18 protein-coding genes and 1 tRNA gene are annotated in these 16,666 nt (G+C 74.0%); 14 read left to right on the plus strand and 5 right to left on the minus strand.

Annotated features, from left to right (window positions below; genetic code table 11):
• Positions 1–63 precede the first annotated feature (63 nt).
• Positions 64–1,223 (plus strand): IS3 family transposase gene (locus Cph01nite_RS12610; protein ID WP_203674693.1). Its coding sequence is split into 2 segments (ribosomal slippage): positions 64–342 and positions 345–1,223, totalling 1,158 coding nucleotides; the frame shifts between segments, so codons are not numbered across the junction.
• 470 nt (positions 1,224–1,693) lie between these two features.
• Here Cph01nite_RS12610 and Cph01nite_RS12615 read toward each other — a convergent pair.
• Entirely contained in the window at positions 1,694–1,990 is a 297-nt protein-coding gene (locus tag Cph01nite_RS12615) for a hypothetical protein (protein ID WP_203674695.1), read from the minus strand.
• 173 nt (positions 1,991–2,163) lie between these two features.
• Here Cph01nite_RS12615 and Cph01nite_RS12620 point away from each other — a divergent pair, with 173 nt between their 5' ends.
• The 7 genes from Cph01nite_RS12620 to Cph01nite_RS12650 all read left to right on the plus strand — a co-directional run bounded on the left by Cph01nite_RS12620 (position 2,164) and on the right by Cph01nite_RS12650 (position 5,843).
• On the plus strand, positions 2,164–2,550 hold the full coding sequence (locus Cph01nite_RS12620) for a TIR domain-containing protein (RefSeq protein ID WP_203674697.1): 387 nt from the start codon (positions 2,164–2,166) through the stop codon (positions 2,548–2,550).
• Positions 2,547–3,011, plus strand: coding sequence for a RipA family octameric membrane protein (locus tag Cph01nite_RS12625; RefSeq protein ID WP_203674699.1), 465 nt, complete (start codon positions 2,547–2,549; stop codon positions 3,009–3,011). The genes Cph01nite_RS12620 and Cph01nite_RS12625 overlap by 4 nt, the downstream gene beginning before the upstream one ends.
• The gene (locus Cph01nite_RS12630) at positions 3,011–3,307 is read left to right on the plus strand and encodes a DUF7701 domain-containing protein (RefSeq protein ID WP_203674701.1); all 297 of its coding nucleotides are present in this window, start codon (positions 3,011–3,013) and stop codon (positions 3,305–3,307) included. The genes Cph01nite_RS12625 and Cph01nite_RS12630 overlap by 1 nt, the downstream gene beginning before the upstream one ends.
• Positions 3,307–3,957 carry a DUF6338 family protein gene (locus Cph01nite_RS12635; RefSeq protein ID WP_203674703.1) on the plus strand — a complete coding sequence of 217 codons (651 nt, stop codon included), beginning with the start codon at positions 3,307–3,309 and terminating at the stop codon, positions 3,955–3,957. Before Cph01nite_RS12630 ends, Cph01nite_RS12635 begins: the two co-directional genes overlap by 1 nt.
• Before the next feature lie 201 nt (positions 3,958–4,158).
• The gene (locus Cph01nite_RS12640; RefSeq protein WP_203674705.1) at positions 4,159–4,614 is read left to right on the plus strand and encodes a tyrosine-type recombinase/integrase; all 456 of its coding nucleotides are present in this window, start codon (positions 4,159–4,161) and stop codon (positions 4,612–4,614) included.
• A gap of 56 nt (positions 4,615–4,670) precedes the next feature.
• Positions 4,671–4,812: transfer RNA gene (locus Cph01nite_RS12645), tRNA-Ser, on the plus strand.
• A 38-nt stretch (positions 4,813–4,850) separates the two neighbouring features.
• Complete coding sequence (locus Cph01nite_RS12650; protein ID WP_203674707.1) at positions 4,851–5,843, plus strand: hypothetical protein; 993 nt, start codon at positions 4,851–4,853, stop codon at positions 5,841–5,843.
• A gap of 13 nt (positions 5,844–5,856) precedes the next feature.
• Here Cph01nite_RS12650 and Cph01nite_RS12655 read toward each other — a convergent pair whose 3' ends face one another.
• Entirely contained in the window at positions 5,857–7,041 is a 1,185-nt protein-coding gene (locus Cph01nite_RS12655) for an amidohydrolase family protein (protein WP_203674709.1), read from the minus strand.
• 92 nt (positions 7,042–7,133) lie between these two features.
• Here Cph01nite_RS12655 and Cph01nite_RS12660 point away from each other — a divergent pair, with 92 nt between their 5' ends.
• Genes Cph01nite_RS12660 through Cph01nite_RS12670 form a run of 3 tightly spaced genes read left to right on the plus strand, consistent with a single transcriptional unit; the run spans position 7,134 to position 10,675 of the window.
• Positions 7,134–8,525: an MFS transporter gene (locus tag Cph01nite_RS12660; protein WP_203674710.1), complete on the plus strand. Its 1,392-nt coding sequence runs from the start codon at positions 7,134–7,136 to the stop codon at positions 8,523–8,525.
• Positions 8,522–9,514, plus strand: a complete 993-nt coding sequence (locus Cph01nite_RS12665; protein WP_239069240.1) for an alpha/beta fold hydrolase — start codon at positions 8,522–8,524, stop codon at positions 9,512–9,514. The genes Cph01nite_RS12660 and Cph01nite_RS12665 overlap by 4 nt, the downstream gene beginning before the upstream one ends.
• Positions 9,515–9,526: 12 nt before the next feature.
• On the plus strand, positions 9,527–10,675 hold the full coding sequence (locus Cph01nite_RS12670; RefSeq protein ID WP_203674851.1) for a benzoate/H(+) symporter BenE family transporter: 1,149 nt from the start codon (positions 9,527–9,529) through the stop codon (positions 10,673–10,675).
• Here the strand turns inward: Cph01nite_RS12670 and Cph01nite_RS12675 are convergent.
• Positions 10,665–11,522 carry a tyrosine-protein phosphatase gene (locus Cph01nite_RS12675; protein ID WP_239069241.1) on the minus strand — a complete coding sequence of 286 codons (858 nt, stop codon included), beginning with the start codon at positions 11,520–11,522 and terminating at the stop codon, positions 10,665–10,667. The two genes, Cph01nite_RS12670 and Cph01nite_RS12675, sit on opposite strands and share 11 nt — an antisense overlap.
• 86 nt (positions 11,523–11,608) lie before the next feature.
• On the opposite strand from Cph01nite_RS12675, the gene Cph01nite_RS12680 reads away from it, so the two are divergent.
• Entirely contained in the window at positions 11,609–12,565 is a 957-nt protein-coding gene (locus Cph01nite_RS12680) for an Fpg/Nei family DNA glycosylase (protein WP_203674714.1), read from the plus strand.
• Positions 12,566–12,578: 13 nt separating this feature from the next.
• On the opposite strand, the gene Cph01nite_RS12685 is transcribed toward Cph01nite_RS12680, so the two are convergent.
• Positions 12,579–13,211, minus strand: coding sequence for a DUF1684 domain-containing protein (locus tag Cph01nite_RS12685; RefSeq protein WP_203674716.1), 633 nt, complete (start codon positions 13,209–13,211; stop codon positions 12,579–12,581).
• A gap of 55 nt (positions 13,212–13,266) precedes the next feature.
• Positions 13,267–13,470, minus strand: coding sequence for a hypothetical protein (locus Cph01nite_RS12690; protein ID WP_203674719.1), 204 nt, complete (start codon positions 13,468–13,470; stop codon positions 13,267–13,269).
• An 80-nt stretch (positions 13,471–13,550) separates the two neighbouring features.
• Between Cph01nite_RS12690 and Cph01nite_RS12695 the strand changes: the two genes are divergently transcribed.
• Both Cph01nite_RS12695 and Cph01nite_RS12700 read left to right on the plus strand, forming a co-directional pair.
• Positions 13,551–14,501, plus strand: a complete 951-nt coding sequence (locus tag Cph01nite_RS12695; RefSeq protein ID WP_203674720.1) for an LLM class F420-dependent oxidoreductase — start codon at positions 13,551–13,553, stop codon at positions 14,499–14,501.
• Positions 14,502–14,869: 368 nt separating this feature from the next.
• The gene (locus Cph01nite_RS12700; RefSeq protein WP_239069242.1) at positions 14,870–16,615 is read left to right on the plus strand and encodes a glycosyltransferase family 2 protein; all 1,746 of its coding nucleotides are present in this window, start codon (positions 14,870–14,872) and stop codon (positions 16,613–16,615) included.
• The last annotated feature ends 51 nt before the right edge of the window (positions 16,616–16,666 follow it).

A 16,666-nucleotide genomic window follows, 5' to 3' on the forward strand; every position in this document is an offset into this window, starting at 1 on the left:
GCTGCACGAGTAGGTGACACCTGACCTGTGGGGACGAGGGTCCCCGCTGGAAGGATGTGCACCGTGCCCAGACCCCATCCGAAGGAGTTCCGCGACGACGTCGTGGCCGTGGCCCGCCGCGGAGAGGCTCCGCTGTCGCAGATCGCGAAGGACTTCGGGATCTCCGACTCATGCCTGCGCAACTGGATGCGCGCCGCGGACGTCGAGGACGGCAACCGGCCCGGGGTGACCCGCTCGGAGTCGGTCGAGCTGCGAGAGGCGAACCGGCGGATCCGACTCCTGGAGCAGGAGAACGAGGTCCTGCGCCGCGCAGCGGCGTACTTGTCCCAGGCGCACCTGCCGGGAAAAGGCTCTACCCGCTCGTGAGCGAGCTCGCTGCCGACGGGGTCCCCGTCGCGGTGACGTGCCGGGTCCTCAAGCTCGCCAGACAGCCCTACTACCGCTGGCTCGCCGAGCCCGTGACGACCCGTGAGGTCGAGCAGGCATATCTCGCGAACGCGCTGTTCGACGCCCACCGCGATGACCCGGAGTTCGGTCACCGGCTCCTGGCTGACGAGGCCGCCCGCGCTGGGCTGGTCGCCTGCGACCGAACCGTCTGGAGGATCTGCTCGGACAACGGCTGGTGGTCGGCGTTCGGCAAGAAGCGCAGCCGCGGTGGCAAGAAGGCCGGCCCGCCGGCCCACGACGACCTCGTGCTGCGCCAGTTCAGGGCCGACGCGCCGAACCGGTTGTGGCTCTGGGACATCACCGAGCACCCCACGAACGAGGGCAAGGTCTACCTCTGCGCGATCAAGGACGTGTACTCCAACCGGATCGTCGGATACTCGATCAACTACCGGATGACGTCCCAGATCGCGGTAGACGCGCTGCTCAGCGCGGTGCGGCGACGCCGCGACGTGGCCGGGTGCGTGGTTCACAGCGACCGCGGCAGCCAGTTCCGCAGCCGGAAAGTGGCCCGCGTCCTGGACCGCCACGACCTGGTCGGGTCGATGGGCCAGGTCGCCTCGGCGGGCGACAACGCCGCCATGGAGAGCTTCTTCTCCCTGCTGCAGAAGAACGTGCTCAACCGGCGCCGCTGGGCCACTCGGCAGGACCTGCGGATCGCCATCGTCACCTGGATCGAAAGGACCTACCACCGCCGCCGCCGACAGCACCGTCTCGGTCGACTGACGCCCATTGAGTACGAGACGATCAACACCCCTCAGGTCGCACTCGCCGCCTGAGACCGACTGTCACCTACTCGTGCAGCAGACCCAACCGCAGCCACGGGCAGGGCTGCCCCGGGTGCGCTGAGCACGGCTTCAACCCGGCGCGTCCCGGCTACCTGTACTTCCTTGAGCACGCGGCGCTGAACGCCTACAAGATCGGCATCACGAACGTCGGGACTACCCGCCTGGCGGCGTTTCAGGCCGCCGGGTGGGCAGTACTCGCGCTCAGCCGGTTCGAACGGGGCCAAGACGCGGCCGACGTCGAACGCGCCATCAAGAACTGGTGGAGGGCCGAGCTCGGCATCCCGCCGTACCTGAGCGCCCTGGACACACCAGGGACTGGGGGGTGGACCGAGACGATTTCTCGTGACGCCGTCACAGCTCTGTCGGTCCTCGAGCGGATCGCCTCAGAGCCCAGCGCGAGGAACGGGTCGAGCGCCGGCCGAGCTAGCGCCGGACGACACCTCGTCGGCGAGAAGCCCCGCTCACTCCGGTTGGGCGATCGGTAGACCGAGCAAGGTGTTGCGACGGTTGAGCGGGTGCTGGTCGGGGTGCCACCGCAGCACCCAACCCGACGCAGTCAACGTCTCGCATGCGTCGAGCGCGGTCGCGCCGATCTCGACGTCGGTGACGCGGGCGACTTCATTCCCGTACCGGTACGCGGGCACCCAGAAGTGCGCGCCGGCGTCGAGCAGCGCGCGGACTTCGGCTGCGTCAGCGTCGCTAGCCGCCCATAGCCATGTGGACCGAGGGCTCGTGGTCACCTGCAGCTCGTGCGTCATGGGTCGAATCCTCGCAGCGGCCCACGCTGGCTGTCAGCGCACCTGGCCGTGCGGCGTGCGCGGTGATCATGCGCCGTTCGCGCTGGGCGGCGCACGGTAGTTCGCCCCCGTGACGCTCCACTGTCGTGAGATCGTCGGGGCACGGTGACGCGGCGAGCAGGAGGGTGCTGGACATGGCGAAGACGAGGGTCTTCATCAGTTTCGACTACGACAACGACTCCGACTTGAAGACTCTGCTCGTTGGGCAGGCAGCCAACCCGAACGCACCATTTGACATCGCCGACTGGTCGATCAAGATCGCCTCTCCGACGTGGCGGGACGAGGCGCGGCGCCGCATCCGCGCGAGCGACGTGGTTGCCGTGATCTGCGGCCTGCGGACCCACACCGCCACCGGTGTCGCCGCGGAGGTGAGCATCGCCCAGGAGGAGGGCAAGCCGTACTTCCTGCTGTGGGGACGGACGCAGGGCACGTGTACGAAGCCGACCTCCGCCCGCTCGTCCGACAAGCTCTACAGGTGGACGTGGGACGACCTGAAGTCGCTGGTCGGTGGAAGTCGGTGAGTCACCCGACAGAGGGCCGCGATCCCGCGACCCTTGACCAGTACAAGCTTGCCGCTGAGATGGCCGACCGGGTGTCGGCGCGACGCGGCAACGCGAACACCTACTTCGTCTCCCTGCAGAGCGCACTCGTGGCCGTCTTGGGATTCCTCACCGCCGGCGCCTCGGCTCCGGACCGATGGGTTCTGGTGGCGGTGTGCTCCGCGGGACTCGTGACCGCGACCACGTGGTACTTGCTGCTCCGCAGCTACCGAGACCTGAACCGCGCGAAGTACGAGGTGATCTGCCGCATCGAGGCCCAGTTGCCGCACCAAGTCTTCAGCGACGAGTGGATCTCGCTCAAGCGTGACCCGGTGAAGTGGTGGCGTCCGCGCTACGCCGAGCTTGGCACCGTCGAGCGAGTGGTGCCGCTCGCCTTCGCGGGGCTCAACGTCGCTCTCGGCTACTACATAGGGTGGGGATGATGTACCTCGACGATGTCGCTGCTGCTGTCCGAACCCACATCCCGAGCGACGTGGACGTTCCCCCTGACAGCGAGCACCTGTTCCTGCTCTACGCGGTCCTGGTTCGCGCTAAGGGCCGGACCGTTACCGACGAGGACGTACACGACGCGTGGGTCGCATGGATGCGAGCCCGAGGCGAGGATCACGACGCCATGGTCCCGTTCGCTGCGCTGAGTGAGAGCGCGCGTGCCCAGGATGTGCCCTTCGCGGAGGCGATCCGTCGGGCGGCAAGCGACCACCCTGACGCCGCTTCCTGATGGACACGGTCGAGGCTCTCGCCGTAACCCTTGTCGCGGTGCTCCCCGGCGCCGTCTACACGTTCGCCGTCGAGCGGTGGACGGGGGCGTTCGGGGTCAGCCTGTCCGACCGTCTCGTCAGGTTCACCGCGGCCTCCGCCGTCTTCGTCGCAGTCTTCTCCGGACCGGCGTACATCCTCTACCAGGAGCTGGTCCTGACGCAGCGACTGGCGACTGGCGACGTCCATCCGCTCCTGCTTGAGGGCATCGCGCTGGCGTACGTCTTGATCCCAGCTGGAGCCGGAGCGCTCGTCGGCTGGGGTCGCCGCTGCGGATGGCGATGGGCGTCCGCCGTCGTCGGCGAAGCTCCGGAGCCCCGTGCGTGGGACTACCTGTGGCGCCACGGGCGGCAGGGCCTCGTCCGAGCGAAGACCGTGTCCGGGGCGTGGCTTGGCGGGATGTACGGCACCCTCGATGACGGAACCCGGTCGTACGCTGCTGGGTACCCGGAGGAGCAGGATCTCTACCTTGCGCAGCAGCTGCAGGTCGACCCGCTTACCGGGGAATGGAAGACCGATTCGGCCGGTCGCCCGCTGTCCGCTGGCCCGACTGGTCTGCTGCTTCGCTGGGACCAAATCGAGTTCATCGAGTTCTTGGAGATGAAGGAATGACTGAGAAGCGACCCCGTAGCGAGCCGGCGCGCCCGCACCCCGATCCGTCGATCCAGGAAAAGGGCGGATACATCACCCCGAGCACGCCCGCAGGCCAACTGCCCGTCGTTCCCACCGGTCCAGCCCCGGGCTCAGTGCCGTCAGCACAGACTGGTAGCGACTCGAAGAAGTAGGCGTTCGCGAACGAGCGGGGATGGTGGGGTGCGCGCGAAGGGCGTGCACCCCACCGCCTACCCGCTACTTCCCGCGACCCGCACGGTTGTTCGTCCGATCAGCGACCTCGTAGCGCTGGCCAGGCTGTGGTGTCGGCGGAAGGGTGTCACCCCGAACGACCGTCCGCTCCGGATTCCCCTGTCGTTGACAGTCGCGGACGCTGATCTCGTCTTCCGGTCAACCGGTGGAGGGCACATCAGCGAAGGGCTCGACAACAGCCGGTGGCACGACGCGCTCCGTGGCGCGGGCATCAGCAGGGTGGGTCGCAACGTTCACGCCGCTCGCCACACCGCCGCGTCGAACCTCGTTCGCGCCGGCGTCCCGCTCTCGGTCGTGAAGGAGATCATGGGCCACTCGACCATCGCGATCACCCAGTTGTACGTCACGACGACCGACACAGAACAGGGTCAGGCCATGCGCGCGCTCGACGCATACCTGGCCTGACGGCCGAGGATCGCGGGGACACTTGCGACCCCAGCGGTCCCCGTGCTAGCCAGGCCGTGTGGCTAACAGTGGCTACCGGAGCGGAACAGCAGGCGACTGTCAGCGCTGTGACCTGCACGGACGCGGAGCATAGTCGCGGTCTTGAAAACCGTTGGTGCGGTGACCCCGTGCTCAAGGGTTCGAATCCCTTGCCCTCCGCCGGCACGAGCCGCCGTGGGCTGCGGCACAATGCGCGGATGCACCCTGCCGAGCCCGGGACGTCCGGGACGCGTCCCGCGGCCCGGGCACGGCGGGGCGCCGCGCTGCGCTGGTGGGCCGGGAGCCTGCTGACGTTCCTCGGTCTGCTCGCCGTCCTCACGCAGGTGCCCCGGGTCTGGGGCGTCGAGTGGTTCGCGGACCACGCGGGCGAGCTGGCGTCGGCGATCGGCCCCGGCTGGGTCGCCGGCACGTGGTACCTCTGGCTGCGGACGCGCCGGGTCGACGCGGAGCCGGCACTGCCGGACCCGTCGCGTCCCGTCGTCGCGGCGCCGCTGGCCGGGCGGCCGGACGAGGCGGTGCGGCGCGCGCGCCGCCGTGGCCGGTGGGGAGCGGTCCGGCAGGTGGCCGCGGTCGCGGTGCTGCCGCTGCTGGTCGTCGGGGCGCTCGCCGAGCAGCGGGACGCGGCGCGCGACACCCAGGTGCTGCGGACGGCGCCCGTGCGGCCGGCCGTGGTGGCCGACGTGGTGCGCCACCCGCTCGACGGGAGCCTCGTGCGTCTCGTGGTCACGGTCGACGGGCGCGACGTGCGCGTCGACGCCCGGTTCCCCGGCGACGACGAGCTGCGGGCCGGTGACCCCCTCGACGTCGTCGTCGACCCGCAGGACCCGGGGCGGGTCCTGGCGACGGCCGGCCTGGCCACCTGGGGGCGGGCGTGGTGGCAGGTCGGGCTGCTGTGGCTGCTCTTCGCGCTCGTCCTGGTGCCGGCGGCGTGGCTGCGGCTGCCGCGCCCCGCGGCGGTGCGGGCGGCGCTCGGGGCGCGGACGGCGACGCCTGCGCAGGTGGAGGCGGTGCACGGTGCCACGACGCTCCTGCAGGCCGACGGCCGGTGGTGGACGTTCGCGGGGCAGCAGCCCGCCGCGGCGTCGGTGATCCTGCTCGGTGCCGTGCGGGACGGGTCGTGGGTCGTCCTCGACGACGGCCGCACCCGGCTGCCCTCGGCGCCGTTGCGGTCCGCGGACCTCGGCCCCTGACGCGACCGCCCGCTCAGACCACGGGGACGGAGCCGTGCACGACCCGTCCCGCCCGCACGACGAGGTCGACGTCCGCGAGGTCGCCCGGGTCCAGGTCCCCGTGGGTGTGCGACAGCACGGTGAGGTCGCCGCGCGCCCCGGGACGCACCTCGCCTGCGTCGTCCCGGCGCAGGAACGCGGCGGGCTCGGTGGTCAGGGCGCGCAGCACGTCGCGGGTCGTCATGCCGCAGGCCGCCATCGCCTCGAGCTCGGGGCGGATGTCGCGGTCGGTGAGGTACCCGACGTCCGTGCCGAACAGGACGCGGCCCCCGGCGGCGAGGAACGTGCGCAGCGCGTCGCGGATCGGGCCCATGAAGCTGTCGGCCGGCGTGACGGTCGCGGCGAACATGTGCAGGGTCGGGACGAGCCGGATGCCGCGCTCCGCGGCCTCGCGCAGCAGGTCACCGGTCCCGTCGGGAGCGGACGGGACGTGGGCGAGCGCGTCGACGCCGGCCCGGACCGCCACCTGGGTGCCGCCCCGGTCGGTGGGGTGCGCGAGCACGAGCATGCCCAGGCGGTGCGACTCCTCGACGGCCGCGCGCGCGACGTCCGGGTCCATCGTGCGGACCCGGTCGCGCTCGACGGGTGAGCCCGTGAACAGCTTGGTCAGGGCGGCACCGCGCCGGTGCCGCAGCGCGACGGCACGCCGGACCGCGGCGGCGCTCGCGGGCGACGGCAGCGCGAGCCGCGCGTACCAGGGCAGGGAGTCGCGCAGGTAGAACGGGACGCCGCGCGTCGGCAGGTTCGGCGGGCCCGCGGTGAGGATCTCCGGCCCGCGCAGGTCGCCCGAGGCGATGCGCTGCACGACCGCCGACGTGTGCCGGGGGTCGGAGCCCAGGTCGAGCGCCGTGGTGAAGCCCCGCCGCAGCAGCATGTCGTCCAGCGCCTCCTGCAGCTGCGCGGCCGGTGCCGTGCGGGCGCCCGCCCACACGCCCTCGGTGAGGTGGACGTGGCAGTTGGTGAACCCGGCCGTCACGACGCGGCCGCCCACGTCGACCCGCGGCAGGTCGACGTCCGCGGGGACGTCGCCGCCGACCTGCCGGACGACGCCGTCGCGCACCAGCACGACGCCCGGGTTCGCGAGGGGCGCGTCGGGCGAGGCCCACGTCCGCGCGCGCGTCAGCAGCAGGTCACCGGAGGAGGGGAGCAGGTCGGGCATGCGCGCGACCGTAGCGAGCGCTCGACCTGCCGTCCACGTCTCACCCGTCCGGGGTCCACCTGGGCGCCACCACCGGGCCGTACGCTGCGCGCATGGGTCACCCCGCTGCCGAGGCTCCCGCGGGCGACGTCGTCGCCCCCGCACCCGCCGCCCGTCAGGTCGTCGCCTGGGCGGCGTGGGACTGGGGGTCGGCCGCGTTCAACGCGGTCGTCACGACGTTCGTGTTCACGGTCTGGCTCACCGGCGCCTCGTTCGCGGAACCCGGGGCGGACGTCGAGGCCGTCACGGCGCTGCACAGCCAGTGGCTCGGCTGGGGCCTGGCCGCGGCGGGGCTCCTGGTCGCGCTGACCGCACCGGCGCTGGGCACGCTCGCGGACGCGGGCGGGCGGCGGCGTCCGCTGCTCGCGGTCGCGTCCGCGGTGGTCGGGGTGTGCGTGCTCGCGCTGTGGTTCGTGCAGCCGTCCGAGGGGGGCATGGCCGACGCGGTCCGGCTCGGGGTGACGCTGCTGGCGATCGGCACCATCGCGTTCGAGATCGGGTCGGTGGCGTACAACGCGCTGCTGCTGCAGATCAGCGGGCCGCGGACCATCGGGCGCATCAGCGGCATCGGGTGGGGCGCCGGGTACGTCGGCGGGATCGTGCTGCTCGTGATCCTCTACGTGGGGTTCATCGAGCCGGAGGTCGGGTGGTTCGGGGTCACCTCCGAGGGTGGTCTCGACGTCCGCGTCTCGATGCTGATCGCCGGCGCCTGGTTCCTCGCCTTCGCGGTCCCCGTGCTGGTCATGGTGCCCGACCGCCGCCGCCCGGGTGCGCCACCCGCCCGGATCGGCGTCGTCGGTGCCTACGCGGCCGTCGGCCGGCACATCGCGCAGCTGTGGCGCGAGCAGCGCTCGACCCTGCGGTTCCTCGTCGCGTCCGCGGTGTTCCGGGACGGCCTGACGGGCGTGTTCACGTTCGGCGGCGTGCTCGCGGCCGGGACGTTCGGGTTCTCGCCGGGCGACGTCATCGTCTTCGCGATCGCCGCCAACGTCGTCGCCGGGGCCTCGACCATCGGTGCCGGCTGGCTCGACGACCGGTACGGCCCCCGCCGCCTCGTCACGTGGTCGCTGGCGTTGCTGGTCGTCGCCGGGTCGGCCGTCTTCCTGCTGCACGACGCGGGGACGTCCGCGTTCTGGGTGGGCGGCCTGGTGCTGTCGGCGTGCGTGGGACCGGCGCAGTCGGCGTCGCGCGGCCTGCTGGCGCGCCTCGCGGAGCCGGGCCGCGAGACCGAGCTGTTCGGCCTGTACGCGACGACCGGCCGGGCGGCGACGTTCCTCGCGCCGGCGGCGTTCTCGATCGCGATCGGCCTCGGCGGCGCGCAGTACTGGGGCGTGCTCGGGATCGTCGCGGTCCTCGCCGTCGGGCTGGCGCTGTTCGCCCCCGTCCGGTTCCCCCGCGGTCTGGGCGTCGAGGGGCGGCGGGACGTCGCGACGGTCGACGCGTGACGTCGTCCGCGGACCACGACGCCTGGGTGCCCGACCGGCTGCTGCCCGGTCACCTGGCCCGGACGCTGCCGGGCCGCCGGCCCACGCCGGTCGGGCCGACGGCCCGCGCGGTCGCCGCGGGCGGCGCGGCTCCCGTCCTCACGCTCGTCCGGCCGCGCGACGCCCCGCCCGACCCGCGCGGCGTCGTGGTGCACCTGCACGGCTACAACGACTACTACTTCGCCACGCACCTCGCCGACGCGTTCGCGGCGGCGGGCTGGGCGTTCCTCGCGCTCGACGCCCGCCGGGCCGGGCGCTCCCTGCGACCCGGTGACGTGCCGCACTACCAGGGCGACCTGCGCGAGCAGGCGTCCGACCTGACGCAGGCCGTCGCGGTGGCGCGGCGCACGTGGCCCGGTCGGCCGGTGGTCGTGCACGGGCACTCGACCGGTGGGCTGGTCACGGCGCTGTGGGCGCACGCGCACCGCGCCCGCGGCGGCCCGGACGCGGTGGTGCTCGACAGCCCGTTCCTCTCGTTCGAGCGGTCCTGGGTGCGGCCCCTGCAGGACGGCGTGCTGCGCCCGCTGGCCCGGCGTGCCCCGCTGCGGGTGGTCGCGTCCGCACCGTCGCGGTACGCGGAGCGGCTGGCGGCGCGCTGGGACTTCGACGCGTCGCTCAAGCGGCCCGAGGGCGTGCCCGTGCGGGCGGGGTGGCTGGCGGCCGTGCGGGCGGGGCAGGTGCGGGTCGCGCGGGGGCTGCAGATCGGGGTGCCGGTGCTGGTGGCGCGCGCGGCGCGCTCGGGCGCCGACGTGCCGGACGGCCCGGACCTCGACGGCGCGGACACGGTCCTGGACGTCGCGACGATCGCCGCCCTCGCACCGCGGCTGGGGGCGGACGTGCGGCAGGTCGTCGTCGAGGGTGGCGTCCACGACCTGGCCCTGTCGCTCGACGCGCCCCGGGCGGCGTACCTGACCGCGGTCACCGCGTTCCTGGCGACCCTCACCGGCTGACGCGTGGAACGGATGCAGCCGCACCTCGTCGGCCTGGTCACCGCGCTCGTCGGGTTCACGAGCTCGTTCGCGGTCGTGCTCGCCGGGCTGCGGGCGGTCGGCGCCGACGCCCGCGCGGCGACGTCGGGCCTCGTCGTCCTGTGCGCGGTGCAGGGCCTGGTCACCATCGTGCTCAGCCAGCGGCACCGGGTGCCGCTGACGTCGGCCTGGTCGACGCCCGGTGCGGCGCTGCTCGTCGCGACCGGCGCGGTCGCCGGGGGCTGGCCGGCGGCCGTCGGCGCGTTCCTCGTCTGCGGCGCGCTGCTCGTCCTCACCGCGCTGTGGCGGCCGCTCGGGCGGCTCGTCGCCGCGATCCCCGCCCCGCTGGCCCAGGCCATGCTGGCCGGCGTCCTGCTGACGCTGTGCCTCGCGCCCGTGCGGGCCCTCGTCGCCACGCCCCTGCTCGTCGCACCCGTCGTGCTGCTGTGGCTCGTGCTGCTGCGGGTCGCGCCGCGCTGGGCGGCGCCCGCGGCGTTCGCGCTGGCGCTCGTCGTCGCAGTCGTCGTCGCGACGGCCGACGGGCGGCCGCCCGCGCTGGTCGCCCCGCTCGTCGAGCTGACGGTGCCCGTGCTCACCCCGGCCGCGCTCGTCGGCGTCGCCGTGCCGCTGTACCTCGTGACGATGGCCTCGCAGAACGTGCCGGGCGCGGCGGTCGTGGCGTCCGCCGGGTACACGGTGCCGTGGCGCGAGGCGCTGCTCCTGACGGGGGTCGGGACGATGGCCGGCGCGCCCGCGGGCGGGCACGCCGTCAACCTCGCGGCGATCACCGCCGCGCTGCCCGCGTCGTCCGACGCGCACCCGGACCCGGACCGGCGCTGGCTCGCGTCGCGCACCGCCGGCGTCTGCTACCTCGTCCTGGCGGCGCTCGCACCGACGCTCACCGCGCTGGTCGACGCGGCTCCGGCCGGGCTCGTCGAGGCCGTGGCGGGCCTCGCGCTGCTGCCCGCGCTGGGGGCCGCCCTCACGGTGGCCGTCGCGGCTGCCGACCGCCGCGTCCCCGCCCTGGTGACTTTCCTGCTGGCGGCCAGCTCCGTGACGATCGCGGGCGTCGGCTCCGCCTTCTGGGGCCTGGCCGCCGGCCTGGCGGCGTGGTGGTGGCTGGCCCCGCGCGTCAGGCCGTGAGCGTCGCGCGCAGCGCCTCGACCTCGGCGTCACTCAGCCCGAGGCCCTGCCGCAGGTAGCCGTCGAACGAGCCGAAGTGCGCGTCCACCGCGTCCAGCGCCGCGTCGAGGTACTCCTCGCGGACCTCCAGCAGCGGCACCAGCAGCGCCGGGTCACCACCCACGGCCGCGAACTGCTGCAGCAGCGGCGCGTACATGGCGCGCACGGCCGGGTTCACCGCGAGGTACTCGGCGCGCGCCCCGGCCTCGTCCACGCCCGCCGTGAGCAGCAGCACGGTCGTCGCCCACCCGGTGCGGTCCTTGCCGGCCGTGCAGTGGTACAGCACGGGGGAGCCGGTCGGGTCGAGCAGGTGCCGCAGCAGGGCCGCGTAGCCGGCGCGCCCCGCGTCGCCGACGACCAGGTCGACGTACGTACGGACCATCTGCGCGGCGGGGTCGAGGGCGGTGAGCACGGCCTCGGCCTCCTGCGGGCGCTGCAGGATCTCGCCGAGGTCGGCGGCGGGCGCCTGCGGGTGCAGGGCGAGGACGTCGGCGTGCCGGCCGCGTGCGCCGGCGGGCAGCACGTCGGGCAGCACCGCGCGCTCGGCACCCGTGCGCAGGTCGACGACGGTGCGCACCCCCAGCGCGGTGACGACGGGGTCGTGCGCGATCGCCGGGGCCCGCAGCTCGGCGGAGCGGTAGGCGAGCCCGCGCCGCACGGTGCGCCCGTCGGCGGTGGGCCGCCCACCGATGTCCCGCAGGTTCGCCAGCGCGTCGGACGCGACGACGTGCGGGTCGTGCCCGGCGGGCGCGGGGTGTCCGGTGGCTGCCGTGGGCGGGTGCGGGGGCAGCGTCACGTCGTCGTCCACCCCCCGACCCTCGCACACGGCCCGCCGCCGGGGGCGGGTGCGGCCTCGCCGGGCGCGCGGGTGGGAGCGCGTCGTAGGGTGGCGCGGTGCCGGAGGGTCATACCGTTCACCGCATCGCGCGGCAGATGACGCTCGACCTCGTCGGCCCGCCGCTGGACGTGTCGTCCCCGCAGGGCCGGTTCGCGGCCGGCGCCGCCCGCCTCGACGGGCGGACGATGACCAGCGCGACCGCCGTCGGCAAGCAGCTCTTTTGCGGCTTCGACACCGGGGACGTCCTGCGCGTGCACCTGGGCCTGTACGGCGCGTGGGACCTCTACGGCGACGTCAGCCCGCTCGGCACGGGCCAGGACGTGCGGGGGAGCCTGGGCGCCCCCCGCGTCCGCCCGGGCTCCGGCACGGGTCCCGCGCCGTCCTCGCGGCGGTTGCGCATGGGCGAGGGTGAGACGCAGCACGTCGTCGCCGACGCACCGACGTGGCCGCCGCCGCCCGTGGGGCAGGTGCGCGTCCGGCTCGACTCCGGGTCGGTCGTCGCGGACCTGCGCGGGCCCACCGCGTGCGAGGTGCTGACGGCGGACGAGGCGGCGCTGGCGCGCGAGCGGCTCGGCCCCGACCCGCAGGTCGTCGACGACCCGACCGCGGCGGGCGAGGTCGTCGTGGACCGCGTGACCCGCCGGGCGGTCGCGGTCGGCCAGCTGCTCATGGACCAGTCCGTGGTCGCCGGGATCGGCAACATCTACCGTGCCGAGCTGCTGTTCCGCGCGCGCCTGGACCCGTGGACGCCCGGGCGCCGGGTCCCGGCCGACGTGGTGCGCGCCCTGTGGCGGGACTGGTCGGCGCTGCTCGCCGACGGCATCCGCGACGGCCTCATCCTCACGCGCGAGGACCTCGACGCGGCCGGCCGGGAGCAGGCCCGCGCGGACCCGACGCTGCGGCACTGGGTCTACGGCCGCGGCGGCCTGCCCTGCCGGGTGTGCGGCACCCCCGTCGTCGTCGAGGAGATGGCGACCCGCAAGCTGTACCGGTGCCCCGTCTGCCAGGTCTGAGCAGCGCGCGGGGTCAGGGCAGCGGGGGCGCCAGCTCGCCCACCGGCACCTCGGCGGCGAGGGTGTTGGCGCGCGTGGCCAGGGGGCACGACCACGTCGGGTCGTACGCGCACGACGGGTTGTAGGCGAAGTTCAGGTCGACGACGAGCCGGCCGACGTGGTCGCACCCCAGGTCGGCGCCCTTGACGGTGTCCAGCAGGTAGCGCCCGCCCCCGAAGGTGCTGCGCCCGGCGAGCGCGTCGCGCACGGGCAGGAACAGCCCGCCGCCGTAGCCGCGCAGCGACCACAGGGTCAGCCTCCCCAGGTCGCCCAGGTCGACGGTGCCCACGCGGTCGAACCCGACGACGCCGTCGGAGTCCGTCGCCAGGTCGAGGCGCTGCTGGCCCGCCGGCTCGACCTCCACCTCGAACCGGTACGCGGGGTCGTACGCCGCGACGTCGAGGCCGGCGAACTCGGCGCGGGCGTCGGCCGTCAGCGGCGACGCGGGGTGGGTCGCGAACAGCTCGTCGCGCTGCTGGACCCACACCGCGTGCGCGGCCGGCGGGTCGTCGACGGCCAGCGAGCGCACCAGCGCGTACGTCGCGGCGGTGCGACGTCGCCAGTCCGCGACCTCCAGGGCTGCGGCGAGCGGGGTGGCGGCATGCATCTGGTAACCGTCCCAAGAGCGGGCCGCTCGCGCACCTCGAGCGCACGAACGGGTGTCAGCCGGGGCGCCGGGCGCGCTGCAGGCGACGCACCTCGCGCAGCGCGAGCGCGGCGGCGACGGCGGCCGGCGCGAGCGCGAGCGGCCGGCCGCGCAGCGCGGCGACGAGGCACACGACGACGAGCAGGCCGCACGCCGCGACCAGCAGCAGCGACGACCACCGGACGGCGCGCGGGCCGCGGCCGGGCTTCCACCAGGGCACCGCACGACCGTACCGGGCCCGGGGTGCGGTCCGCGCCCCGGTCCCGGCCGCCCCGGTCGACGCGTGCGAGGCTGGTCGGCATGGATCTGCGCATCTTCACCGAGCCCCAGCAGGGCGCCACGTACGACGACCTCCTGGCGGTCGCCCGCGCGACCGAGGACCTCGGCTTCGACGCCTTCTTCCGCTCCGACCACTACCTCGCGATGGGCGGGGACGGCCTGCCCGGCCCGACGGACGCGTGGACGACGCTCGCCGGGCTCGCGCGCGAGACGAGCCGCATCCGGCTGGGGACGCTGGTGTCCTCGGCGACGTTCCGCTACCCCGGGGTGCTGGCGATCCAGGTCGCCCAGGTCGACCAGATGTCCGGCGGTCGCGTCGAGCTGGGCCTGGGAGCCGGCTGGTACGCGGCCGAGCACGCGGCCTACGGCATCCCGTTCCCCGCCAAGCGCTTCGGCATCCTCACCGAGCAGCTCGAGATCGTCACCGGGCTGTGGGGCACGCCGCCGGGCGGGCGGTTCGAGCACGCGGGGGAGCACTACACCCTGACCGACTCCCCGGCGCTGCCCTCGCCGGTGCAGCGCTCGCCGCTGGACCCGTCGCGCGCGGGCGTCCCGGTGATCGTGGGCGGCGGTGGCCCGACCCGCACGCCGCAGCTGGCCGCCCGGTTCGCGGCCGAGTACAACCAGGCGTTCCCCGAGGTGGCCGACGTGCCAGGCCGCATCGCGCACGTCCGCGCCGCGTGCGTCGCGGAGGGTCGCGACCCGGACACGCTGGTGCAGTCGGTCGCGCTGGTGCTGTGCGTCGGCCGTGACGAGGCGGAGCTGGCACGCCGGGCCGCGGCGATCGGCCGGGAGGTGCCCGAGCTGCGGGCGCACGGCGTCGCGGGGACCCCGGACGAGGCCGTCGAGCGCCTGACGTGGCTCGCCGCGCAGGGCGTGCAGCGGGTGTACCTGCAGGTCCTGGACCTGGCGGACCTCGAGCACCTGCAGCTGGTCGCCGAGCGCGTCGCGCCGCACCTGGTCGAGGTCTGACGGCGGGGCCCCGGCCGCGCCGGCCGGGGCCCGTAATGTCCGAATGGTGGGACGTGTGGCGTAGGTCCGAAATGTTCACATGCTCGTCATCAACGGACGTCCGCCCAGGTGGGACCGGTTCCACGCCCGCTCCGGGAGCCCGGCAGGGCCCGGAACGGGGGTGTGCCCGGCACCTCTCGGGTGACATCCCGCGCCGGGCGCTCGTACGGTCGAGCACATCCACGAGGGACCACAGCACCACCCGGTCCGGACGTTCCGGCCACCGGCCCCTCGTGCACCAGGCGCCAACGAGGCCGTCGTGAACGCGACGTCGGCCCCGACCCCGGGACCGCCGTCGAGCCGACGCCGACGCACCCTGGGGGGCGAACGTGGCCACCACCTTTGACCGACTCATCCTCGACCCACGACGCACCGACGACTCCCGCCGGCGCCCGCAGAGCACGCGGTCGCCCGAGAACGAGGCGTCGCAGAGCCCGTCGCTCGTGCTGCTCGTCCTGCTCGCCGCCGCGGGCATCATCGTCTACGCGGCGTTCCTGCTGAACCCCGCCAACCGCGGCGACTGGCTGCCGTACGCGCTGGTCATCCTCGCCGAGACGGTGCTCGTCGCGCACGCGCTGCTGGCCATGTGGACCGTGCTGTCCGCCGGGTGGAACCCCCGCGGCTTCACCTTCCACCACGCCCAGGAGCGCCTGTACGACCTCGCCGAGATCATCCGCGACGGCGCCGAGGACGAGCCCTGGCGCTGGCAGATGTACCTCGAGGACCGCGCCGTGACGCCCGACGTGTTCATCACGACCTACGGCGAGGACCTCGAGACGATCCGCCGCACGGTCAGCGCGGCCCTGCGCATCCAGGGCCGTCACGAGACCTGGGTGCTCGACGACGGCCGCTCCGACGACGTCCGCGACCTGGCGGCCGAGCTCGGCGCCCGGTACGTCCGCCGCCTGTCCAGCGGCGGCGCGAAGGCGGGCAACATCAACCACGCCATGTCGCTCGCCCGCGGCGAGTACTTCGCGGTCTTCGACGCGGACTTCGTGCCCAAGCCCGCGTTCCTGCACGAGACGCTGCCCTTCTTCGCCGGGCCCGACGTCGCGTTCGTCCAGACGCCCCAGACGTACGGCAACTACGACACGGTCATCAGCCGCGGCGCCGGCTACATGCAGGCCGTCTTCTACCGGTACGTCCAGCCGGGCCGTAACCGGTTCAACGCGGCGTTCTGCGTCGGCACCAACGTCATCTACCGGCGCGCGGCCGTCGACGCCATCGGCGGGATCTACACCGACTCCAAGTCCGAGGACGTGTGGACGTCGCTCATGCTCCACGAGCGCGGGTGGCGCACGGTCTACATCCCGACGACGCTCGCCGTCGGCGACACCCCGGAGACCGTCGAGGCGTACACCAAGCAGCAGCTGCGCTGGGCGACCGGCGGGTTCGAGATCATGCTCACCCACAACCCGCTGTCCCGGAAGCGCAACCTCACCATGGACCAGCGCATCCAGTACCTCGTGACGGCGACGCACTACCTCACGGGCATCGCGCCGCTGCTCCTGCTGATGGTCCCGCCGCTGGAGGTCTACTTCGACCTGTCGCCCATGGACCTGACGATCACCCCGCTCACGTGGGCCCTGTACTACGCCGGCTTCTACGTCCTGCAGATCCTGCTGGCGTTCTACACGCTCGGGTCGTTCCGGTGGGAGGTGCTGCTGCTCGCCTCGGTGTCGTTCCCGATCTACGTCCGTGCGCTGGTCAACGCGGTGCTGCGCCGCGAGCAGGCCTGGCACGTGACCGGGCGCAAGGGCGCCTACCGCTCGCCGTTCGCGTTCATGCAGCCGCAGGTGCTGGTGTTCCAGTTCCTGCTCATCACGACCGTCGTGGCGGCCTGGAAGACCCACACCTCGGGCGTCGTCACCCTCGCGCTGGCGTGGAACGCCACCAACACGCTGATCCTCGGCGGCTTCATCGTCACCGCGTGGCGCGAGGGCCGCCGTGGCCGGGCCGAGGCGCGGTCGCGCCAGCAGGCCCTGGCCAGCCGGGAGCGCGCCGCGGCCGACCTGGCCGACGACGCCGCCCTCCTCGAGCTCGAGCGAGCGACCGACACCGCGGCACCCCGCTGAGGCTGCCGCACCCCCTGACACCCCTGACCCACCCCGCTGACCGAGAGGTGA

This window comes from Cellulomonas phragmiteti, assembly GCF_016862775.1.
GTDB lineage: Bacteria > Actinomycetota > Actinomycetes > Actinomycetales > Cellulomonadaceae > Cellulomonas > Cellulomonas phragmiteti.